The organism is Bradyrhizobium semiaridum (genome assembly GCF_020329505.1).
Lineage (GTDB): Bacteria > Pseudomonadota > Alphaproteobacteria > Rhizobiales > Xanthobacteraceae > Bradyrhizobium > Bradyrhizobium semiaridum.
On the sequence record NZ_JAGKJJ010000017.1, the window covers coordinates 116,246 to 136,380 of the forward strand.

Consider the following 20,135-nt stretch of genomic DNA (forward strand, 5'->3'; position numbering starts at 1 on the left):
CGGCGCGGTGCTCCCGTTCGCCGCGCTGCTCTATGCGATCGAGCACACGGTGCAGTCGGGAAAGTTCGCAGCATGCCGCAGGCGATGTGGTGGCGATCGTGACGCTCGGCACCGTCGGCTATGGCGATGTCGTCCCGGTGACGCCGCTGGGGCGGATCGTCACGGTGTTCGCCATCGTGGTCGGCTTTGCGATGATCGCGCTGCCGGTCGCAATCGTCTCGACCGCCTTTTGACGAGGAGGTGCGGCGCCGCGGTTTCGTCGTCACCAGGGGCATGCTGGCGCGGGTGCCGCTGTTCGCCCATCTCGGCGCGGCCGAGATCGCCGACATCATGCGGTTGTTGCGCTCGCAGACCATCGAGCATGGCGAGGTGCTGGTGCGGCGCGGCGAGGCCGCCTCGTCGATGTATTTCATCACCTCCGGCGAGGTCGAGATCGACCTGCCGAGCCAGCGGGTGCGGCTATCTGACGGCAGCTTCTTCGGCGAGATCGCGCTGCTCCGGCGGACCAGCGCTCCGGCACCGTGACGGCGACGTGCAAAACGCGGCTGCTGGCGCTCGATGCGCAGGATTTCCACGCTCTGATCGAGCGGATGCCGACGCTGGCGGCGCATTTGAAGGATACCGCGGAAGCCCGGCTCGCCGACACCGGCGCGGCCGGCGGCGATGTCGCGGCCGAAGAGATCGCGCAGGCGGCGCCGGCCGAAGTCGACGGCGGCAACCGGGATTAAGGCGGGATGGAATTAGGTTGAGCAGGCGCGGCAGCGGCGCTTCACCTCTCCATCGGGGTTTGCGGCGCAACAATCGTTCTACCGCTGCCCTGCGAACCTGTTTCTTGGTATATATCGGTCGATGCCGACACAGGCAGCTCGGCTTGTCGATGTATTGCTTCAACGGGGGGAGCGCGACCATGACGCTTCGATTCCGAAATGCAGTCGCAGCGCTGGCTCTGCTATCGGCCGAAGCGTCTGCGCAGGAGCAGCCGCGGCCGACGAATTGCGAGTCGGCGCCTCTGATGGCTGCATGGAATGAATTCGGCGAAAAAGGAAAAGTCGCGCAGTTCCTCGAGATTGCCGTCTCGCAGAAGATCGAGCCTTACAAGGCTTTCGATAACGTCTACTACGTTGGAATTTGTTGGGTCTCAGCCTGGCTTCTCACGTCGCCGCAGGGACATGTGCTGATCGATACCCTTTATGAACCGTACACCGAGCAACTCTTGGCGAATGTCCGTGCGCTCGGGCTCGACCCCAAGGACATCAAGCTTGTCGTCATCACGCACGGTCATTTTGACCATGCCGGCGGCGCAGCGCATCTTAAGTCCGTGCTGGAACCCGGGACGCGCTTCGCCATGTCGCGCGAGGGCTGGCGCGAGGCCGCAGAAGAGGCTGCACTGTCAGCCACCCGTCCCAGACCGTGGACGATGATAGAGCCTGACATCGTGCTTACGGATGGTCAGGTGGTCACCGGCGGCGACGTCACCATTCAGGCGTTCGAGACACCAGGTCATACAATGGGAACCGTCTCGTTCGCATTCGATGCGCGTGATGGCGCTCGCACCTACCGCGCGTTCACGGTCGGCGGCCTCGGGCTCAATCGCATACGTGGGCCTGATCAAGTGGAAGCGTACATCGCCAGTGTAAAGCGAATCCGCGCCCTCACGCAGGATGGCGACCGTCCCGTAGAGTTGCACATTGCCACACATGGCTTCTCGACGGGGCTCACCGAAGCGAAAGATCGGCTGAAGACGCGCAAACCTACGGATCCGCATCCTCTCGTAGACTTGCCCGGTTTCCGCGAGCAGCTCGACAATTTGCAGGCCAATGCCGAGAAGCGGCTCGTTGTCGAGCGTGAGAAGAAAGCGAACTGATGTCGATGCCGCCTATCAAAGGCCTTCAGAGATCGGGGGCGCATCAAGGGACAGGACCAATGCCCGATTGAGCATTTCTGGCGGAGATGCTGCATCTGCTCGCGGCTGCACCTGCCCCTTAGCCGACATGACCAAGCGCGCCATTTTGTCAGCTCCCATTCGTTATGCCGACGTTCGTCCAGCAGGCGGAGTTATGGATTAGACACCCCAGCTAAAGCGCGATGAGATTTGGTTGAATCGTCATCGCTTTAGCTCTTTTTGCGCATGATCTGTTCGGAAAACCGCTTCGCACTTTTCCGGATCATGCTTTAGTGTCCGTCGTTCTTGCGCAGGAAGACGTAGTCGGCGGAGTAGGGGGCGGCTTTCAGCGCGCCGGCCTTGTCGCAGGGACCCTCGAGCTGGCCGCCGGAGGTGTTGATCCGCTGCACGGTGGTGACGGCGGACAGCACGCCCTCGCCGCGGCGGGAGATCACGGATAGCTTCAGCCAGGGAACATCGGAGGCGGCGGCGCCCGCCGCGGAGCCTGCGGTGCGGCCGGTGATGGCGCTGCCGTCGACATGCTCCCAGTTCGGGCCGGCATAGTGCCGGCCGACGGTCCGGCCGCCCTCGATCAGGGTGGCGACCGGCTCTCGGAACGACCAGGCGAGCTTGCCGTCGGTGACCGGCTTGCACTCGTAGACCTGCGCCCCCAGCGCGTGGACGGTGAGCACCGCGGTCTCGCTCGACGCCGCGATCGCTTCGGGCAGCGGATCGGCAGCGAACGCCGCCGATCCCGTCAGCAACATCGATGCGAGCGTGACGGCTCTGGAATGGATCATGGTCACGCTCGCTGCTGTAGTCCGGTAGCGACAGCCGTCAGGCCATCGCCTTCACGAGATTGTCGGAGACCTTGTCGAGGAATCCGGTGGTCGAGAGCCAGCGCTGGTCGGCGCCGACCAGGAGCGCGAGGTCCTTGGTCATGTAGCCTTCCTCGACGGTCGAGACGCAGACCTTCTCCAGCGTCGAGGCGAACTTCGCCAGCTCCGGATTGTTGTCGAGCTTGGCGCGGTGGGCGAGGCCTCTCGTCCAGGCGAAGATCGATGCGATCGAGTTGGTCGAGGTCTCCTTGCCCTTCTGGTGCTCGCGGTAGTGGCGGGTCACCGTGCCGTGGGCGGCCTCGGCTTCCACCGTCTTGCCGTCCGGGGTCAGCAGCACCGAGGTCATCAGGCCGAGCGAGCCGTAGCCCTGCGCCACGGTGTCGGACTGCACGTCGCCGTCATAGTTCTTGCAGGCCCAAACATAGCCGCCGGACCACTTCAGCGCCGAGGCGACCATGTCGTCGATCAGGCGGTGCTCGTAGGTCAGGCCCTTGGCGTCGAATTCCTTCTTGAACTCGCGGTCGAACACGTCCTGGAAGATGTCCTTGAAGCGGCCGTCATAGACCTTGAGGATGGTGTTCTTGGTCGACAGATAGACCGGATAGTTGCGCATCAGGCCGTAGTTGAACGAGGCGCGGGCGAAGTCGACGATGGAGTCATCGAGATTGTACATTTCCATGGCGACGCCGGCGCCGGGGGTCTTGAAGACCTCCTTCTCGATCACCGTGCCGTCCTCGCCGACGAACTTCAGCGTCAGCGTGCCCTTGCCGGGGAAGCGGATGTCGGTGGCGCGGTACTGGTCGCCATAGGCGTGGCGGCCGATGATAATCGGCTTGGTCCAGCCGGGAACCAGCCGCGGCACGTTCTTGCAGATGATCGGTTCGCGGAAGATCACGCCGCCGAGGATGTTGCGGATGGTGCCGTTCGGCGACTTCCACATCTCCTTCAGGCCGAATTCCTTCACCCGGGCCTCGTCCGGGGTGATGGTGGCGCATTTGACGCCGACTCCGACCTTCTTGATGGCGTTGGCGGCGTCGATGGTCACCTGGTCATTGGTCTTGTCGCGGTATTCCATCCCGAGGTCGAAATAGAGCAGCTCGACATCCAGGAACGGGTTGATCAGCTTGTCCTTGATGTACTGCCAGATGATCCGGGTCATCTCGTCGCCATCGAGTTCGACGACGGGGTTGGACACCTTGATTTTTGCCATGACGGAGAGGCCCTCTTGGGAACAGCGCGCTTTTGACGGCGGGGGTGGATTCCCCCGCGCTATAGCACCGCCCGGGGGCGGGCGGAAGCGGACCGGTTATGCAGTTTCGCCCATCTTTTAGCCTGGAAAGGGGACTTGCGTCGCGGTCCCGGCGACGATGTACCAGGTCACGAGCAGGCCGGAGATCAGGGCGCCCGGCAGGCTCGATCCGGTCCGCCGCCAGGTGAAGGTCGCGATCACCGCGACGATGGCGAGCAGCGGCACGAACTGGATCGCGACGATGGTCGAGAGCGGGACGAAGCCGGGGTCGGGGACCGGGTTGAACAGCTTGCCGGTCAGCCACATGGTCCCGTATTGCAGCACCAGCAGCACGATGAAGCCGAAGGTCAGCGCGAAGATGTTGGTGAGGTAGAGCGCGCCGCGCGGGGCGTCCATGGTCGAGAAATTGCGGTGCAGGACGTGTAGCGCCACGACGAAATACGCCGTGAACGGAATCAGATAGATCAGGAAGATAAGGAATTGCTTCGCGCTCATCAGCTTCAACGCGACGATCCAGAACCTGAAGTCGATCTTGAAGGCGAGGTAGGCCAGCCACAGCGCGGCATAGCCGACCGCCACCGCGGCCAGCGCGATTACGACGGACTGCCCGATAAGGCCGCCGCGGCTGGCTCGCTTCGGTGCGAGGCGCATCAGGACCAGCGTGATCAGGCCGTTGACGATGGCCCAGACCAGGATCTGATTGGTGATGCCCTGCGGCAGCACGGCTGACGGCGTGACGAAGGTGCCGCCCAGCGCGAAGGCCGGATAGTAGGTCAGCGCCGGAAGGAACGCGGTCAGGATGAAGGCCGCGGTCCAGCGCCGGCCAGTGGCCGCCTCGTGCGGCGGCATGGTGCCGTCGGCGACCGCCGGCAATCTGAGGCGGGAGAACGCCGGCGCCTCGAGCAATCCGTCGAACGTGCCGATGACCAGCGCGATGAAGCCGAGCAGCGCAAGCAGCGTGCCGAGCTCCTTGCGGAACCAGATCTGGTCGTCGACCGGGCGCGGCGTGCCGCCCTTCAGCGTGGTGGCGAACCAGTCGAGCGCATAGCCGATCGCCTCGGAGGAGATGTGCTCGGCCGGATGGGTGATCGCGGGCGTGTAGAGCACCCGGGCGGTGCCGGCGGCCGGATCGCCATAGACCTTGCCCGGCTCGACCGCGCTCTGGGTGCCGAACAGCGCCCACAGCTTCGGGCTTGCGGTGACATCGCGGGCGCGCTGGACACCCCACATCAGGTCGGGAAATTCCTCGTACTGCGCGAACACCAGCGCGGTGTTGCGCGGCCAGCTCGTGGTGCCCTCGGCGGCGAACGGTTTTCCGGTCGAGGAGCCCTCCAGCACCATCGATTTGTAGTCGTTCGGCATCGCCGCGGCGGCAGCCAGCACCGTCCAGCCACCCATCGAATGGCCCTCGAGGCCGATGTTCTCCTTGTCGACGATCTCGAGGCTGCGGAGATAGGCGAGGCCGTCGGGCCCGCCAAAGCCGTTGGCGAAGGACGGCGGATCGCTGTAGCCGTGGCCGGTCTGGTCGAGCGCCAGCACGACATAGCCGCGGCGGGCGAACTCGATGGCGAAGCCGTCCTGGGTCTCGCGCGAATTGATGTAGCCGTGGACGGCGAGGATGCCGGGCACCGGAATCTGCGGCGTCGCGTTCGGCGGGATGTAGAGCAGGGCGCTCATGGTGTTGCCCTTGGCGCCCTTGAAGCGGACGTCCTGGATCCGGATGCCGCCAGCCGTCTGGGTGACGTAAGCGAGCAGTCCGCCCGCCACGATCAAGACGATCCCCAGCATCGCCAGCGTCCATCTGCCCCGCATCGTCGTCACTCCCCAGCACCTTGCCGTTCGACCGGCGTCGCAAGCGTGCCTTTACAGCTTCGCTTTGGTTGTGGTTGATAGCCTATCCGAGGGCAAAGCGCGCGCAAGGCGCGGTCCTGCGCGGGCTCCATTGCGATTCCGGTTGAGGATTCGCAAACGCCGCTAACCCTGTTATCTCCTTGGAGAAATTGCCTGTGGGCAAGTCCGGTGCGGAGCCGGTGCCCGCAAGCCTGCATGAGGTGTTGAATCAGTTTCCTCGGAAGCTGATTCAAAGTCTTCAGATGTTGAATCAGAAAGTGAAGTGAGATGTCCGGCACCGACAAGACCAAGACAGGGCACGACCTTGCCGGTCCCGTCGTCATCCTGGTCGAGCCGCAGCTTGGCGAGAACATCGGCATGGCCGCGCGCGCGATGGGCAATTTTGCGCTGACCCGGATGCGCATCGTCAACCCGCGCGACGGCTGGCCGAACATCGCCGCGCAGCGCGCCGCCGCCGGCGCCGATCACATCGTCGGTTCCGTCGAGCTGTTCGACACCGTCGAGCAGGCGATCGCCGACCTGACCCTCGTGTTCGCCACCACCGCTCGCGCCCACGACCAGGCCAAACCGGTGGTCGGCCCGGAGGCCGCGGCAAGCGAGATCGTCCGCCACGTCGCCGCCGGCGGCGGGGCGGGCATCCTGTTCGGGCGGGAACGCTCCGGGCTGACCAACGAGGAGGTGGCGCTCGCCAACCGCATCATTACTTACCCCGTCAATCCGGGTTTCGCCTCGCTCAACCTCGCGCAGGCGGTGCTGCTGATGGGGTACGAGTGGTTCAAGCTCTCGACCGCGGGCGCGCTGCCGTTCGCGATGCCGGAAAGGTCCGAGCCGGCCTCCCAGCACCAGATGCAGGCGTTCTTCGATAATCTCGTCGCCGAACTCGACAAGGTCGAGTTCCTGCGCCCGGCGGAGAAGCGCGACACCATGCTGGTGAACCTCCGCAACATCTTCACCCGGATGGACCCGACCAAGCAGGACATGCACACGCTGCACGGCGTGGTGATGGCGATCGCCGAGGGCCGCAAGGGTCCGGCCAAGGGCGGCGTGCTCGACGGCGCCCAGGCCACCCGCCTGCGGGCGCTGCTCGCCGAGCAGGGCCAGGGCGGCGCCACCGCCGACAACAGCTCGACCGTCCGCGGCCTCGCCCGGCTGCTCCGCCGCAATCCCACCGACGCCGAGCGGATGCTGTGGCAGGCGCTGACAAAAGACCGCCGCTTCGCCGGCCTGTTCAAGCGCCAGACCCCGGTCGGCCGCCACATCCCGGATTTCGTCTCCTTCGTTCACCGCCTCGCGATCGAGCTGGTCAATCCCGGCGAGAGCGATGCCATCGCCGCCGACCGCGCCAAGCGCCGCGCCTGGCTCGAGGCGCGCGACTATCGCGTGGTCGACATCCAGGTGGCCGACGTCGAGCGCGATCTCGACGGCGAGCTGGTGCGGCTGGAGGCGGGACTGACGCGGGGGCGGTGAGCTTTCGATGGGAGGCAGCTTTTTGCGCGAGATGCGCAACTGCCGAATCCGTCACCCTGAGAGAAAGTGAATGTATTCACCGTCGTCCTGGCGAAAGTCAGGACCCATTACCCCAATCGCTTGCGGCGCTGGAGTCACTATCCCGCTCTCAATCGAATTCGGTGGTTATGGGTCCTGGCGTTCGCCAGGACGACGACGTGGGCAAGGCTGTTCGCTACAATTCTCACACCGTCATCGTGCGAGGGCGTGAAGCTTTGTCCTCACCCACCGCTGTCATTGCCCCGGCCTGTGCGCAATTGCGCACATGGACCGGGCGACCCAGTACGCCGCGGCCTATCGGCTCAATCACGACTGTCTCTGGAATACTGGATCGCCGGTCGAGCCGGGCGATGACACCGACCATACCCTGAGGGCGCGCATGGCGCGGAGGGACTAGACCGCGGCGAGTTCTGCCGCGCTGCCCGCGCGCTTCGCTTTCCTCGCCTTCGCCGGCGCAAGCAGATTGCTGGCGGCGAGCCCCGCAGTGTCGGCGACATCCGGGTCGCAGGACACCATTGCGGCGACGATGGCGCCGTCGATCAGCAGTGCGAGCTGATGCGCAAGCACCGCGGGCTCGGCGGCGCCCATCTCGCCTGCGAGCTTCTCGATATGCGCCAGCACCACCTTCTTGTGCTTCATCGCGATATTGCGAAACTGCTTGGCATCCTTGTCGTGCTCGGCGACCGCATTGATGAAGGGGCAGCCGTAGAAGCGTTCTTCCGCGAACCAGCTCTTGAGCGCCGGGAAAATGCGCGACAGCTTGGTCTGGGCGTCGCCGCCGCCGGCCTCGATCGCGCCGATGAACCAGTCCCGCCACTGCCTGCCTTCGCTTTCCAGCACCGCGTGGACGAGGTTGGTCTTCGAGCCGAACAGCTTGTAGAGCGTGGTCTTCGCGGTGCCGGCCTCGTTGATGATCGCATCGATTCCTGTCGCGTTGATGCCGTTCTTGCAGAACAGCCGGGTCGCCGCGTTCAACAGGCGCCCGCGCGCCGATTCATCGTCGCCGGCGGAAAATGCCGCGGCAGGTTTTTTCTTCGCAGGCGATTTGCTCATGCGCGGCAGTAAATCGAACCGCGGCACAATCATCAAGCCGCATCTTCACGGCGCCGGCGATCGGCCAGTCTTGCGCTCAAAATAATCGTGTCCTCGCGGCAGATGCATCGCGCTTGAGCAGTGGTGCAGTGGTCAATCGGTGGGCAGCCCAGGCTAAGCGCCTGCGCGCCTTCGCCTTTTGAATCGGCCGAAATCTGGCACGGCTTATGCAGGAAACAGACCGTTCGGTATCCTGAAATCCACCGCTCCAAGGGAGAAAACTGATGACTGCTGTCGCTCAAAAAACCGCTCTGACCGGCTGCCTCGCGCCGATCGACAAAGGCGGGCTCGAGCAGCTCATTGCCAACGGCAAGGCCAACCCGAAGGTGATCAAGACCCTGAAGTGCAAGACGGTGGCCGAGGGCAAGTTCCGTCACGCCAACTACATTCGCAACCTCGCGCCCTACATCGTCGACGAGCCGCCGGGCCTGCTCGGCGACGACACCGCGCCCAATCCGTCCGAAGCCTCGCTCGCCGCGCTCGGCTCCTGCCTTGCGGTCGGCCTGCATGCCAACGCCGTGCACCGTGGCTGGATCGTCAACAAGCTCGAGCTGGAGCTTGAAGGCGATCTCAACATCACGGCGGTGTGGGGCACTGGAGATGTCAGCGAGAAGCCGGTCGGCTTCACCGACGTCCGCGTCAAGGTCGACATGGAATGCGAGGGCATCTCGCAGGGCGAGATCAACGCGCTGGTGGCTCACGTGAAGAAGTGGTCGCCGGTCGCGAACACCTTCACCCGTCCGGTCAATCTCGAGGTCGGCGCGTAGCGTTCGACCGGCAATTCAAGGTGCGGAGATCATCCATGAGTTCACTGGCTCTATCGCGGATCGCAGCTCAAGATCCCGCACCGACCATTGCGGACGAGGTCGCCCGCCTCGCGCGTCAGGAGCTGGCGCCGCTCGCATCCGCGATCGATGCCGGCGAGGTCTATCCCAGCGACTTTCTGCGCCGGCTCGGCAAGGTCGGCGCGTGGAGCAGCCACGTGCCGCAGGAGGGCCCGGCGGACCTGCGGTGGGCCATCCAGTCGATGGTTGCAATCGGCGAGGTCTGCGGCGCCACCGCCTTCATGGCCTGGTGCCAGAACACGCTGGTCTGGTACGTCGCCAATTCCACCAACATGAAGCTCGCCGCGCGCTTCGGCAACTGCTTCTCCAGCGGACGTGCGCTCGGCGGCACCGGGCTTTCCAACCCGATGAAGAGCTTGTTCGGCATCGAGCGGCTGAAATTGAAGGGACGCAAGGTCGAGGGCGGCTACATCGTCCGCGGCACGCTGCCCTGGGTGTCGAATCTGGGGCCTGACCACTACTTCGGCACGATCTTCGAGTGCCAGGACGACGGCGCCAAAGGCGAGGCGGGCGCTACCGTCATGTTCCTCGCAGATTGCTCCGATCCCGCGATCACACTAACGCCATGCAAGCCGTTCCTGGCGATGGACGGCACCGGCACCTATGGCGTCCAGTTCCGCGACGCGTTCGTGCCGGACGAATTGATCCTGGCCGCCCCGGCCGCGCCGTTCGTCAAGAAGATTCGCGCCGGCTTCATCCTGCTGCAGGCCGGCATGGGCCTCGGCCTGATGAAGGATTGCATCAACATCATGGACGAGGTCCATGCGCCGCTCGGCCACGTCAACCGCTATCTGCCGCAACAGCCGCAGCAATTCCGCGAGCTCTATGCCGAGCTCGAGAAGGAAGCGATGGCGCTGGCAAGCGATCCCTACAACGCCGATGACAGCTATTGGCGGCGCGTCGTCGCGCTGCGCCTGCGCATCGGCGACGCCAGCGTCGCGGTCGCGCATGCCGCGATGCTCCATTGCGGCGCGCGCGGCTACCTGGTGAGCCACCGCGCCCAGCGCCGGCTGCGCGAGGCGTATTTCGTCGCCATCGTCACGCCCGCCACCAAGCAGCTGCGCAAGATGCTGGCGGACGGCTGAGGAGTTCGGAACCACCAAGACTGCAACCACAGACAGGAGAGGCTGCCATGACGGACGTTCTGATCACCGCCGGCGAACTTGCCGAGCTCGTCACGAAAGAACCATGTGTCATCATCGATACGCGGAATCCGGATGCCTATGCGGCGGGACATCTGCCCGGCGCCGTCAACGTGCATGACGTCTTCACCTACCTCGCGACCTCGACGCCCGAGGGCATGCACGAGCTGAAGACCAAGTTCGCCGACGCGTTCGGCGCCGCCGGTCTCTCCGGCAAGGAGACCGCCGTGATCTACGAGCAGTCGATGAACTCCGGCTTCGGCCAGTCCTGCCGCGGCTACTATCTGCTCACGATGCTCGGCTATCCCAAGATCAAGGTACTGCATGGCGGCTTCGACGCCTGGAAGGCGGCCGACCTGCCTGTCACGACCGAAGTGCCGGTGCCGGCGAAGGCGGCGTTCGCGATCGTGCCGGAAGCCGGCGACATCATGATCGATGCCAAGGCAATGCTGGCCGCGGTAGGCAAGCCCGGGGTCGCGATCCTCGATGTGCGCGATGTCGACGAGTGGATCGGCGAAAGCTCCTCGCCCTACGGCAAGGATTTCTGTCCGCGCAAGGGCCGCATCCCCGGTGCGGTCTGGCTGGAATGGTACCGCATGATGAAGCCGACCGCGGAAGGCCAGCGCTTCAAGTCGAAGGACGAAATCCTTGCGGAATGCGCCACCGTCGGCATCTCGCAGACCACGCCGGTCTATCTCTACTGCTTCAAGGGGGCCCGCGCCTCGAACACCTTCCTGGCGCTGAAGAACGCCGGCGTGAAGGATGTGCGGATGTATTTCGGCTCTTGGAACGAGTGGTCGCGCGATCCGGCGCTGCCGATCGATGAAGGGTTGCCCACCGCTGCCGTCGTAACAGGCAAAGCGGCATAGAACCTGCATGCATGTCACCATCCGGCGGCGCAAAACGCGGCCGGATGGTGATCAATTGACCGGATCGCAGCGTGCTCTGCGGCTCGGTGCGACAATGGGGCGCAGCATGTCCACCTTCGACGATCCGTTCGATGCCGACCGCGAACTCACCCGATCGGCTTGCGTGTGCGGTCGGCACCGCTCCACTGCCGAGCACGAGCATGCCGAGCGCGTGCTGCGCTGCGAACCGGTCGCGGTGAGTGAGGAGCAACGCTACGAGGGCGTCGTCGCCTCCGCCGTGATGCGCGCCGTGTTTCCGCAGGACGCCGCGCGCCGCGCGTTCCTGAAATCGGTCGGCGCGTCGACGGCGCTCGCCGCGCTCTCGCAATTCTTCCCGCTGAAGAGTGCGACGGAAGCCTTTGCCGACGCCGGGCCGCCCGAGAAGAAGGACCTCAAGGTCGGCTTCATTCCGATCACCTGCGCGACCCCGATCATCATGGCGGCGCCGCTCGGCTTCTACGCCAGGCAGGGATTGAACGTCGAGGTCGTGAAGACCGCCGGCTGGGCCGTGATCCGCGACAAGACCATCAACAAGGAATACGACGCCGCCCACATGCTGGCACCGATGCCGATCGCGATCTCGCTCGGGCTCGGCGCCAATGCGATCCCGTTCACGGTGCCGGCGATCGAGAATATCAACGGACAGGGCATCACGCTCGCCATCAAGCACAAGGACAAGCGCGATCCGAAGGACTGGAAGGGCATGAAGTTTGCCATTCCGTTCGACTATTCCATGCACAACTACCTGCTCCGCTATTATCTCGCCGAGCACGGGCTCGATCCGGATACCGACGTGCAGCTCCGCTCGGTGCCGCCGCCGGAGATGGTCGCGAACCTGCGCGCCGACAACATCGACGGCTTCCTCGCGCCCGACAATATCTGCCAGCGCGCGATCTATGACGGCGTCGGCTTCCTGCACATCCTGTCCAAGGAGATCTGGGACGGACATCCGTGCTGCAGCTTTGCCGCCAGCCGCGAGTTCATCACCACGGCGCCGAATTCGTTCGCCGCCCTGACCCGCGCCATCGTGGACGCGACGGGCCATGCGGCGAAGGCCGAGAACCGCAAGCAGATCGCGGAAGCAATCGCGCCGGCCAACTACATCAACGCCCCGGTGACGGTGCTGGAGCAGGTGCTGACCGGGACCTATGCCGACGGCCTCGGCGGCGTGAAGACCGATGCCAGGCGGGTCGATTTCGATCCGTTCCCCTGGCAGTCCTTTGCAGTGTGGATGCTGACGCAGATGAAGCGCTGGGGCCAGATCAAGGGTGATGTCGACTACAAGGCCGTGGCCGAACAGGTCTATCTCGCCACCGATACCAGGAAGGTGATGGCCGAGATGGGGCTGACGCCGCCGGCGACAAGCTACAAATCGTTCGCGGTGATGGGCAAGACCTTCGATCCGGAGAAACCCGACGATTATCTCGCGGGCTTCAAGATCAGGAAGTCGTCGTGATGGGAGAGGCCGCTGTCTCTTTGCCTCGCCCCGCTTGCGGGGAGAGCAGTAGGCCGCCTTCGGCGGCCTACTTTAAGAACGCCGAAGCGCTGCTTCGGCTATGTCGCACCGCACGATGCGATACGGGTGAGGGGGAGCCTCCGCGAGTCCGACTCCCTGCGTTCTCGCGGAGAGCCCCCCTCACCCCGACCTTCTCCCCGCAAGCGGGGCGAGGGAGATGAGCATGCCCCTCCGCCTGCGCGCGGCGATCGTCTCCCTCGTGCTGCTCGCCGTCTTCCTCGGCGCCTGGCATCTCGCCACCCGCAGCACGGGCACGGCCGCCAGCATGAGCCCGGAATATGCAAGGCTGATGGGGCTGACGGCGACCCAGGGCAAGTCGGCGATGCCGGGTCCGCTCGATGTCGGTGCCAAGCTGTGGGAGCATCTGAAGCGGCCGTTCTACGACAACGGGCCGAACGACAAGGGACTGGGCATCCAGCTCGCGTATTCGATCGGGCGCGTCGGGCTCGGCTACCTCATCGCCGTCGTCGTCGCGATCCCGCTCGGTTTTTTGATCGGCATGTCGCCGCTGATCAGCAAAGCGCTCGATCCATTCATCCAGGTGCTGAAGCCGATCTCGCCGCTAGCCTGGATGCCGCTGGCGCTCTACACCATCAAGGATTCCTCTGTTTCGGCGATCTTCGTGATCTTCATCTGCTCGGTATGGCCGATGCTGCTCAACACCGCGTTCGGGGTCGCCGGCGTGCGGAAAGAATGGATCAACGTCGCACGGACGCTCGAGGTCGGCACGGTCAGGCGCGCCTTCACGGTGATCCTGCCGGCGGCGGCGCCGACCATCCTGACCGGCATGCGGATCTCGATCGGCATCGCCTGGCTGGTGATCGTCGCTGCCGAGATGCTGGTCGGCGGCACCGGCATCGGCTACTTCGTCTGGAACGAGTGGAATAATCTGTCGATCACCAACGTGATCATCGCGATCCTGCTGATCGGCATCGTCGGCATGCTGCTCGACCAGGTGCTGGCGCGCATCACGCGCCTGGTGACGTTTCCGGAGTGATGATGTTGTTCACAAGTGTCGCCGTGTCTTCACCTCGCCCCGCTTGCGGGGAGCGGTCGATCGCGCAGCGATCGGGTGAGGGGGGCTCTCCGCGAGTCCAACTCTCACCGACATTGCGGAGAGTCCCCCTCACCCCGACCCTCTGCCCGCAAGCGGGGAGAGGGGGAAGGGGGCGTCCGCGATGACCGACAGGTTCATCTCGATCGAAGCCATCGCGCGGCGCTATCCGGCGGCGGGCGGCGGCAGCACCACGATCTTCGAGAACCTCTGGCTGTCGATGGCGCGCGGCGAGTTCGGCTGCGTGATCGGTCATTCCGGCTGCGGCAAGACCACGGTGCTGAACATCCTCGCCGGGCTCGACGAGCCGAGCGAGGGGACGGTGATCGTCGACGGGCAGGCTATCGACGGCACCAGCCTCGACCGCGCCGTGATCTTCCAGAGCCACGCTCTGCTGCCGTGGCGCACTGTGCTCGGCAACGTCGCCTACGCCGTCAGCTCGAAATGGCGCAAATGGGACCGGGCAAGGGTGAAGGCCCACGCGCAGAAATTCATCGATCTGGTCGGGCTGGCCGGCGCCGAGCACAAGTATCCCTCCGAATTGTCGGGCGGCATGAAGCAGCGTGTCGGCATCGCGCGGGCGCTGTCGATCACGCCGAAGATCATGCTGATGGACGAGCCGTTCTCCGCGCTCGACGCGCTGACGCGCGGCACGCTGCAGGACGAGGTACGGCGCATCTGCCTGGAGACCGGCCAGACCACGTTCATGATCACCCACGACGTGGACGAAGCGATCTTCCTCGCCGACAAGATCTTCCTGATGACCAACGGCCCCGGCGCGGTGCTGGCCGAGATCGTCGAGAATCCGCTGCCCAAGGAGCGCGGCCGGATCGATCTGCACCGCCATCCCTACTACTATGCGCTGCGCAACCACATCGTCGATTTCCTGGTCAGCCGCAGCAGAAGCTTTGCCAGCGACGTGACCGATCGCGATCCGCGCCACGTGCCGACGGTACGGCCCGGCGTCGGCGAGCCCGTCATCGTCTCACCGCCGCGCGTCGTCGACCCCAATCCCGCGCAGAGTGCTGCGCGCTGAAACCTCAAGAAGGAACCACATGAAACGCGAAGACCTCACCGAGAAGCTGCTCGACATCAAGCGCGAGAAGGGCTGGAGCTGGAAATACATCTGCGAACGGATCGGCGGCTATTCCGAGGTCTTGATCGTGGGCGCGATCCTCGGCCAGATGAAGCTGACGAAGCCGCAGGCGGCCAATGCCGGTGAACTGTTCGCGCTGTCGAAGGCCGAGACCGCGATGCTGAACGAGGTGCCGATGCGCGGCACCGGCACGCCGATGCCGCCGACCGATCCGCTGATCTACCGCTTCTACGAGATGGTGATGGTCAACGGTCCGGCCTGGAAGGCGCTGATCGAGGAAGAGTTCGGCGACGGCATCATGTCGGCGATCGACTTCGACATGGGAATCGAGCGCGTCGCCAATCCGAAAGGCGATCGCGTCAAGATCACGATGTCGGGCAAATTCCTGCCCTACAAATACTACGGCGCCAGCGGCAACGTGCCGGAGTACGGATTCAAGGAAGAGTGAGAGCGCGAATAGCGAGTGGCGAGTAGCGAATCGGATCACTTCTCTACTCGCCATTCCCTATTCGCTACTCCCTATTCGCTCCTTGCTGCCGCGAACGCTTCGCGCACCTCCTTCACCGGCGCCATGTCGCGGACGAAGCTGAATCTGCCCTGATCCTTCATCTCGTGGGCACAGCGCAGAAACGCCACCAGCGCGTGGCGCTGCATCGCGCCGCCGACACTGATGCGCTTGACGCCGGCGGCCGAGAGCTGCTCAAGCGTCAGGGTCGGGTCGGCAAAGCCCATCACGAGGTTGAAGGGCTTGTTCAGCGACGACACCACGGTGCGGATGGTCTCGATGTCGTACAGGCCGGGCGAATACAGCACGTCGGCGCCCGCGGCCTCGAACGCCTGCAACCGCCGGATCGTGTCGTCGAGATCCTTGCGGCCCCAGAGAAAATTCTCGGCCCGCGCCGTCAGCGTGAACGGAAAGGGTAGCGCCCGCGCGGCCTCGACTGCGGCCTGCACGCGCTCGAGCGCATGCTGGAATTCGTAGATCGGCTGCCGCGGATCGCCGGTGGAATCCTCGATCGAGCCGCCGACGGCCCCGGCCTCGGCGGCGCGCGCGATCGCCTTCGCCGCGGTCTTCGGATCGTCGGCGCCGCAATTCTCGAGGTCGGCATTGACGGGCAGATCGGTGGCCGCAGCGATCGCCCGGCAGTTCTCGATGATGGCATCGAGGCTGACGCTGCTCTGTCCGAGCGTATTGGCGAGCCCGAGACTCGTGGTGGCGAGCGCTTCAAAGCCCATCGCCGCGAGCAGCCTTGCGGTGCCGGCGTCCCACGGATTTGGAATGATGAAGGCGCCGCGTCTTTGATGCAGTTCGCGAAACCGTGCCGCCTTGTCCGCCTGGGTGCGCATGTGAACTCCTGTTGTGGCGCAATCGACGGTCTTGGAGGGTAGGGTGGTTTCGCCCATCAGCCAAATCTGTTATTTCTCTCGACAGCATCAGTTTTTTGCATGGACGGAAATGGACAGCGACGCGCTCAACACCTTCCTGGTGGTGCACCGTCTTGGCGGCATTTCGAGCGCCGCGAGGGCGCTGCACCGCTCGCAGCCGGCGATCTCCCGCCGCATCGCGCTGCTCGAGCAGGAGCTAGGCGTGCCGCTGTTCGAATGGATCGCCGGCAAGACCCGGCTGAGCGATGCGGGGCGGGTGATGGTGCCCTATGCCGAGCGCGCGGTGGCGGCGGCGCAGGATGCCGAGCACGCGGTGCGCGCGCTTCTGCGCGACCATTCCGGCCCGGTGGCGCTGGCGGTGACCGGCACGCTTGCCGGCATGCAGCTCTCGAAGGTGCTGAAGCGCTTCGCCCGCCAGCATCCGGATGTCGAGCTGTCGCTGCGCACCGCGACCAGCGCCGAGGTCAGCGACCTCGTCCGGCGCGGCGAGGCGACGATCGGACTGCGCTACGATCGCGACCGCTCGCGCGAGCTCGACTGCGAGCTGCTGTTCGCCGAGCCGCTTGCCGTGGTCTGCGCGCCGGATCATCCGCTGGCGCGACGGCGGGTCGCGAAGCTGGCGCGGTTGCGCGACGAGCGCTGGATCGCATTCCCGATCGTGCCGGGACGCCGCGAGATCACCGCATCGCATGTCTTCGCGCTGTTTCAGACCCACGGGTTGGGCGAGGCGTCCTGGACGCCGGTCGACAGCCTGACCGCGCAGAAGCGCCTGGTCGAAGCCGGATTCGGCATCGCGCTGCTGTCGGAAAGCAATGCGGCCGAAGAACTCGGCCGCTCCACGATTTCAACCATCGCCGTCGGCGATCTCGCCGCGAGCCACGACGTCGTGACGGTGACGCGACGCGGCGGCTTTCTGAGCGCGGCATCGCGGCTGTTGCTGGAGATGATCCGTGCCGAACTTGGTAGTTCGAAGCCAGGGGCTCGGTAACGAGATCGGGAAGGCCCAAGGAGTTTCTCGCGAAGCGGGCGCCGCGGTATTAGCTGGACCTGTAGCGCATCAACCCCGTCATCCTGAAGGTGCGAGCTCTTGCGAGCCTCGAAGGATCGACGGCCACCAGCCGGGCCAACGCATCCTTCGGAGGCTCGCAAGAGCTCGCACCTCAGGATGACGGAACTGATAGCAAGCTCTGTTAGCGAACCGAGCGCCGACGCCGGCCTACGCCCACAAACGAGGCGCGCCGGAACGGTGTCCGGCGCGCCTCGTCGAGTTCGATATGGATCTTGCGAGACGTTGACGTTCCAGCCCTTACGTCCCCGCCTTGACTTGGGCCGCGGCCACCGCCAGCAGCTCGTCCATCTTGGCGCGGATGTCGCGTTCGGTGACGGACTGGCCCTTGGCGGTGAGGTCGCTCAATACCTTCTTGAGCACGTCGCTGTCGCCGGCTTCCTCGAAGTCGGCGGCCACCACTTCCTTGGCATAAGTGTTGGCGGCATCGCCCGAGAGGCCGAGCTTCTCGGCCGCCCACAGGCCGAGCAGCTTGTTGCGGCGAGCCTCGGCCTTGAACTTCTGCTCCTCGTCGAGGGCGAACTTCTTCTCGAAACCTTCCTCGCGCTTGTTGAATTCGCTCATGCCGAAGTTCCAATCCCCTGGTGAATGGTAAGCTGTGGTCTAAGGCCTTGATGTAACGCCTTGACGTCGGTTGCGGTCGTCCGATCACTGCCTAGATAAGTAGACGGAAACGGCAAGACAACGAGCCGTTAAGCCGCAGTCGAAATCGGCCAAATCCGGCCCCGGCTCTCCCTGGCGATAGGGCCGGTATAAGTGCCCGCAAAGGGGCGGTATCGATTGTGCTGGATAGGCCAATCGGATAGGTTGCCGTCAGGCGTGGTTCTTGTTCTGTTTCCAATTGGGATTCTGAAGGTTCCAGGCCTCCGCGGCAGCTCCGTCGTGGGTCGTAACCCAAGTCATCCGGAGCACCCAAATCCATGGATTTCAACAAAACACGGTACATCCCAATGAGCCGTCGACGCCGTATCTATGAAGGCAAGGCCAAGGTGCTTTACGAAGGCCCCGAGCCGGGAACCCTGATCCAGCACTTCAAGGACGACGCGACCGCGTTCAATGCCAAGAAACACCAGGTGATCGAGGGTAAGGGCGTCCTCAACAACCGGATTTCGGAGTACCTGTTTCAGCACCTCAACGATATCGGGGTGCCGACCCATTTCATCCGCCGCCTCAACATGCGCGAGCAGCTGATTCGCGAGGTCGAGATCGTGCCGCTCGAGGTGGTGGTGCGCAACGTCGCCGCCGGCTCGCTGTCGCAGCGCCTCGGCATCGAGGAGGGCACCCAGCTGCCGCGCTCGATCATCGAATTCTATTACAAGAACGACCAGCTCAACGACCCCATGGTGTCGGAAGAGCACATCACCGCCTTCGGCTGGGCCACGCCGCAGGAGATCGACGACATCATGGCGCTGGCCATTCGTGTCAACGACTTCCTCACCGGCCTCTTCCTCGGCATCGGCATCCGCCTCGTCGACTTCAAGATGGAATGCGGCCGGCTGTTCGAGAACGAGATGATGCGGATCATCGTCGCCGACGAGATCTCGCCGGACAGCTGCCGTCTGTGGGACATCAAGTCGAACGAGAAGCTCGACAAGGACCGCTTCCGGCGGGATCTCGGCGGCCTGCTGGAGGCCTACACCGAAGTCGCCAAGCGGCTCGGCATTCTGATCGAAAATGAGCGGCCGGCCGGCAGCGGCCCGGTGCTGGTGAAGAGCTAGACCTGAGGGGCTGTCGTGAAGGCACGTGTGACTGTGACGTTGAAGACCGGCATCCTCGATCCGCAGGGCAAGGCGATCGAGGGTGCGCTGAAATCGCTCGGCGTCGATGGCGTCGCCAGCGTTCGCCAGGGCAAGGTGTTCGACATCGAACTCGCGGCGACCGACAAGGCCAAGGCGGAGGCGGCACTGAAGGCCGCCGCCGACAAGCTGCTGGCGAACACCGTGATCGAGAACTACCGGGTCGAACTGCTCTAGGCCGCATCACCATGAAATCAGCCGTCCTCGTCTTCCCCGGCATCAACCGCGAGCGCGACATGGCGCGCGCGCTCAAGCTGGCGTCGGGCAACGACGCCGCGATGGTCTGGCACGCCGACACCGCGCTGCCGTCAGGCACCGACCTCGTGGTGGTGCCCGGCGGCTTCTCCTATGGCGACTACCTGCGCTGCGGCGCGATCGCCGCGCGGGCGCCGGTCATGGACGCGGTGCGCGATTTCGCCGCCAAGGGCGGGCTCGTGCTCGGCGTCTGCAACGGCTTTCAGATTCTCTGCGAGTCCGGGCTCCTGCCGGGCGTCTTGATGCGCAATGCGCAGCTCAAGTTCGTCTGCCGCGACGTGCACATGAAGGTCGAGCGCTCCGACACCCCGTTCACCCGCGGCTACAATGCCGGCCAGGTGATCCGCGTGCCGGTGGCCCATGGCGAAGGCAATTACGAGGCCGATGGGGAGACGCTGAAGCGCCTCGAAGGCGAGGGGCGGGTGCTCTACCGCTATTGCTCGCCGGAGGGCGTGGTCGATGAGGCCTCCAATTTCAACGGCGCCGCCAATTCGATCGCCGGCATCGTCAACGAGCGCGGCAACGTGCTCGGCATGATGCCGCATCCGGAAAACCACGTCGAAGAGATCATGGGCTGCACCGACGGCCGCGGCCTGTTCGCGGGTCTGGCTCAGCATCTGAAGGCGGCGTGAGGCATCGCGTTTTCAAGCGA

Annotated in this window: 19 protein-coding genes and 1 pseudogene; 14 read left to right on the forward strand and 6 right to left on the reverse strand. The window is 64.7% G+C overall.

From position 1 onward, the window contains the following. Position 1: 1 nt before the first annotated feature. Both J6500_RS20065 and J6500_RS20070 read left to right on the forward strand, forming a co-directional pair. Positions 2 to 728 (forward strand): annotated as a pseudogene (locus J6500_RS20065) (cyclic nucleotide-gated ion channel); the annotation flags it as partial. Between the two features lie 284 nt (positions 729 to 1,012). Then, positions 1,013 to 1,864 carry an MBL fold metallo-hydrolase gene (locus tag J6500_RS20070; protein ID WP_225714418.1) on the forward strand — a complete coding sequence of 284 codons (852 nt, stop codon included), beginning with the start codon at positions 1,013 to 1,015 and terminating at the stop codon, positions 1,862 to 1,864. A gap of 308 nt (positions 1,865 to 2,172) precedes the next feature. On the opposite strand, the gene J6500_RS20075 is transcribed toward J6500_RS20070, so the two are convergent. The 3 genes from J6500_RS20075 to J6500_RS20085 all read right to left on the reverse strand — a co-directional run bounded on the left by J6500_RS20075 (position 2,173) and on the right by J6500_RS20085 (position 5,782). After that, a complete protein-coding gene (locus tag J6500_RS20075; protein ID WP_225714419.1) occupies positions 2,173 to 2,682 on the reverse strand; it encodes a DUF3455 domain-containing protein in 510 nt (169 codons plus the stop codon). A gap of 37 nt (positions 2,683 to 2,719) precedes the next feature. After that, entirely contained in the window at positions 2,720 to 3,931 is a 1,212-nt protein-coding gene (locus tag J6500_RS20080) for an NADP-dependent isocitrate dehydrogenase (protein ID WP_225714420.1), read from the reverse strand. Between the two features lie 117 nt (positions 3,932 to 4,048). Further along, positions 4,049 to 5,782, reverse strand: a complete 1,734-nt coding sequence (locus J6500_RS20085; RefSeq protein ID WP_225714421.1) for an alpha/beta hydrolase family protein — start codon at positions 5,780 to 5,782, stop codon at positions 4,049 to 4,051. Between the two features lie 306 nt (positions 5,783 to 6,088). Here J6500_RS20085 and J6500_RS20090 point away from each other — a divergent pair, with 306 nt between their 5' ends. Further along, positions 6,089 to 7,288 carry a TrmJ/YjtD family RNA methyltransferase gene (locus J6500_RS20090; protein ID WP_225714422.1) on the forward strand — a complete coding sequence of 400 codons (1,200 nt, stop codon included), beginning with the start codon at positions 6,089 to 6,091 and terminating at the stop codon, positions 7,286 to 7,288. A 432-nt stretch (positions 7,289 to 7,720) separates the two neighbouring features. Here the strand turns inward: J6500_RS20090 and J6500_RS20095 are convergent, their stop codons facing one another. After that, positions 7,721 to 8,380, reverse strand: coding sequence for a TetR/AcrR family transcriptional regulator (locus J6500_RS20095; protein ID WP_225714423.1), 660 nt, complete (start codon positions 8,378 to 8,380; stop codon positions 7,721 to 7,723). Between the two features lie 263 nt (positions 8,381 to 8,643). Between J6500_RS20095 and J6500_RS20100 the strand changes: the two genes are divergently transcribed. From J6500_RS20100 to cynS, 7 genes are all read left to right on the forward strand, one after another. Then, positions 8,644 to 9,186, forward strand: coding sequence for an OsmC family protein (locus J6500_RS20100; protein WP_225714424.1), 543 nt, complete (start codon positions 8,644 to 8,646; stop codon positions 9,184 to 9,186). Between the two features lie 35 nt (positions 9,187 to 9,221). After that, positions 9,222 to 10,349 carry an acyl-CoA dehydrogenase family protein gene (locus J6500_RS20105; RefSeq protein WP_225714425.1) on the forward strand — a complete coding sequence of 376 codons (1,128 nt, stop codon included), beginning with the start codon at positions 9,222 to 9,224 and terminating at the stop codon, positions 10,347 to 10,349. 47 nt (positions 10,350 to 10,396) lie between these two features. Continuing rightward, positions 10,397 to 11,275 carry a sulfurtransferase gene (locus J6500_RS20110; RefSeq protein ID WP_225714426.1) on the forward strand — a complete coding sequence of 293 codons (879 nt, stop codon included), beginning with the start codon at positions 10,397 to 10,399 and terminating at the stop codon, positions 11,273 to 11,275. Positions 11,276 to 11,381: 106 nt separating this feature from the next. Continuing rightward, positions 11,382 to 12,770 carry a CmpA/NrtA family ABC transporter substrate-binding protein gene (locus J6500_RS20115; protein ID WP_225714427.1) on the forward strand — a complete coding sequence of 463 codons (1,389 nt, stop codon included), beginning with the start codon at positions 11,382 to 11,384 and terminating at the stop codon, positions 12,768 to 12,770. Positions 12,771 to 12,987: 217 nt separating this feature from the next. Continuing rightward, a complete protein-coding gene (ntrB, locus tag J6500_RS20120; RefSeq protein ID WP_225714428.1) occupies positions 12,988 to 13,827 on the forward strand; it encodes a nitrate ABC transporter permease in 840 nt (279 codons plus the stop codon). Positions 13,828 to 14,008: 181 nt separating this feature from the next. Further along, a complete protein-coding gene (locus tag J6500_RS20125) occupies positions 14,009 to 14,920 on the forward strand; it encodes an ABC transporter ATP-binding protein (RefSeq protein WP_225714429.1) in 912 nt (303 codons plus the stop codon). Positions 14,921 to 14,939: 19 nt separating this feature from the next. Beyond that, positions 14,940 to 15,428 (forward strand): cyanase, encoded by a 489-nt coding sequence (gene cynS, locus J6500_RS20130; protein WP_225714430.1) that lies wholly within the window; start codon positions 14,940 to 14,942, stop codon positions 15,426 to 15,428. A gap of 71 nt (positions 15,429 to 15,499) precedes the next feature. Here the strand turns inward: cynS and J6500_RS20135 are convergent, their stop codons facing one another. Continuing rightward, the gene (locus tag J6500_RS20135; protein WP_225714431.1) at positions 15,500 to 16,327 is read right to left on the reverse strand and encodes an isocitrate lyase/PEP mutase family protein; all 828 of its coding nucleotides are present in this window, start codon (positions 16,325 to 16,327) and stop codon (positions 15,500 to 15,502) included. Positions 16,328 to 16,436: 109 nt separating this feature from the next. Here J6500_RS20135 and J6500_RS20140 point away from each other — a divergent pair, with 109 nt between their 5' ends. Then, positions 16,437 to 17,354, forward strand: a complete 918-nt coding sequence (locus tag J6500_RS20140) for a LysR family transcriptional regulator (RefSeq protein WP_225714432.1) — start codon at positions 16,437 to 16,439, stop codon at positions 17,352 to 17,354. Positions 17,355 to 17,672: 318 nt separating this feature from the next. Here J6500_RS20140 and J6500_RS20145 read toward each other — a convergent pair whose 3' ends face one another. Then, positions 17,673 to 17,996: a DUF1476 domain-containing protein gene (locus J6500_RS20145; RefSeq protein ID WP_225714433.1), complete on the reverse strand. Its 324-nt coding sequence runs from the start codon at positions 17,994 to 17,996 to the stop codon at positions 17,673 to 17,675. 386 nt (positions 17,997 to 18,382) lie between these two features. On the opposite strand from J6500_RS20145, the gene purC reads away from it, so the two are divergent. The 3 genes from purC to purQ are packed head-to-tail and all read left to right on the forward strand — an operon-like array spanning position 18,383 to position 20,115. Then, positions 18,383 to 19,150 carry a phosphoribosylaminoimidazolesuccinocarboxamide synthase gene (gene purC / locus J6500_RS20150; RefSeq protein WP_016843454.1) on the forward strand — a complete coding sequence of 256 codons (768 nt, stop codon included), beginning with the start codon at positions 18,383 to 18,385 and terminating at the stop codon, positions 19,148 to 19,150. Positions 19,151 to 19,165: 15 nt separating this feature from the next. Continuing rightward, positions 19,166 to 19,405 carry a phosphoribosylformylglycinamidine synthase subunit PurS gene (purS, locus tag J6500_RS20155; protein WP_139484622.1) on the forward strand — a complete coding sequence of 80 codons (240 nt, stop codon included), beginning with the start codon at positions 19,166 to 19,168 and terminating at the stop codon, positions 19,403 to 19,405. Positions 19,406 to 19,416: 11 nt separating this feature from the next. Continuing rightward, on the forward strand, positions 19,417 to 20,115 hold the full coding sequence (purQ, locus tag J6500_RS20160) for a phosphoribosylformylglycinamidine synthase subunit PurQ (RefSeq protein ID WP_225714434.1): 699 nt from the start codon (positions 19,417 to 19,419) through the stop codon (positions 20,113 to 20,115). The last annotated feature ends 20 nt before the right edge of the window (positions 20,116 to 20,135 follow it).

What these genes read in the sequence shown, in the direction of transcription:
- J6500_RS20070 (WP_225714418.1), top strand. Translation starts at nt 1,013, where the DNA reads ATGGCTGCATGGAATGAATTCGGCGAAAAAGGAAAAGTCGCGCAGTTC.
- cynS (WP_225714430.1), top strand. Translation starts at nt 14,940, where the DNA reads ATGAAACGCGAAGACCTCACCGAGAAGCTGCTCGACATCAAGCGCGAG.
- J6500_RS20085 (WP_225714421.1), bottom strand. Translation starts at nt 5,782, where the DNA reads ATGCGGGGCAGATGGACGCTGGCGATGCTGGGGATCGTCTTGATCGTG.
- J6500_RS20090 (WP_225714422.1), top strand. Translation starts at nt 6,089, where the DNA reads ATGTCCGGCACCGACAAGACCAAGACAGGGCACGACCTTGCCGGTCCC.
- J6500_RS20100 (WP_225714424.1), top strand. Translation starts at nt 8,644, where the DNA reads ATGACTGCTGTCGCTCAAAAAACCGCTCTGACCGGCTGCCTCGCGCCG.
- J6500_RS20080 (WP_225714420.1), bottom strand. Translation starts at nt 3,931, where the DNA reads ATGGCAAAAATCAAGGTGTCCAACCCCGTCGTCGAACTCGATGGCGAC.
- J6500_RS20125 (WP_225714429.1), top strand. Translation starts at nt 14,009, where the DNA reads ATGACCGACAGGTTCATCTCGATCGAAGCCATCGCGCGGCGCTATCCG.
- J6500_RS20105 (WP_225714425.1), top strand. Translation starts at nt 9,222, where the DNA reads ATGAGTTCACTGGCTCTATCGCGGATCGCAGCTCAAGATCCCGCACCG.
- J6500_RS20110 (WP_225714426.1), top strand. Translation starts at nt 10,397, where the DNA reads ATGACGGACGTTCTGATCACCGCCGGCGAACTTGCCGAGCTCGTCACG.
- purQ (WP_225714434.1), top strand. Translation starts at nt 19,417, where the DNA reads ATGAAATCAGCCGTCCTCGTCTTCCCCGGCATCAACCGCGAGCGCGAC.
- J6500_RS20145 (WP_225714433.1), bottom strand. Translation starts at nt 17,996, where the DNA reads ATGAGCGAATTCAACAAGCGCGAGGAAGGTTTCGAGAAGAAGTTCGCC.
- J6500_RS20140 (WP_225714432.1), top strand. Translation starts at nt 16,437, where the DNA reads ATGGACAGCGACGCGCTCAACACCTTCCTGGTGGTGCACCGTCTTGGC.
- J6500_RS20075 (WP_225714419.1), bottom strand. Translation starts at nt 2,682, where the DNA reads ATGATCCATTCCAGAGCCGTCACGCTCGCATCGATGTTGCTGACGGGA.
- J6500_RS20095 (WP_225714423.1), bottom strand. Translation starts at nt 8,380, where the DNA reads ATGAGCAAATCGCCTGCGAAGAAAAAACCTGCCGCGGCATTTTCCGCC.
- ntrB (WP_225714428.1), top strand. Translation starts at nt 12,988, where the DNA reads ATGAGCATGCCCCTCCGCCTGCGCGCGGCGATCGTCTCCCTCGTGCTG.
- J6500_RS20115 (WP_225714427.1), top strand. Translation starts at nt 11,382, where the DNA reads ATGTCCACCTTCGACGATCCGTTCGATGCCGACCGCGAACTCACCCGA.
- J6500_RS20135 (WP_225714431.1), bottom strand. Translation starts at nt 16,327, where the DNA reads ATGCGCACCCAGGCGGACAAGGCGGCACGGTTTCGCGAACTGCATCAA.
- purC (WP_016843454.1), top strand. Translation starts at nt 18,383, where the DNA reads ATGAGCCGTCGACGCCGTATCTATGAAGGCAAGGCCAAGGTGCTTTAC.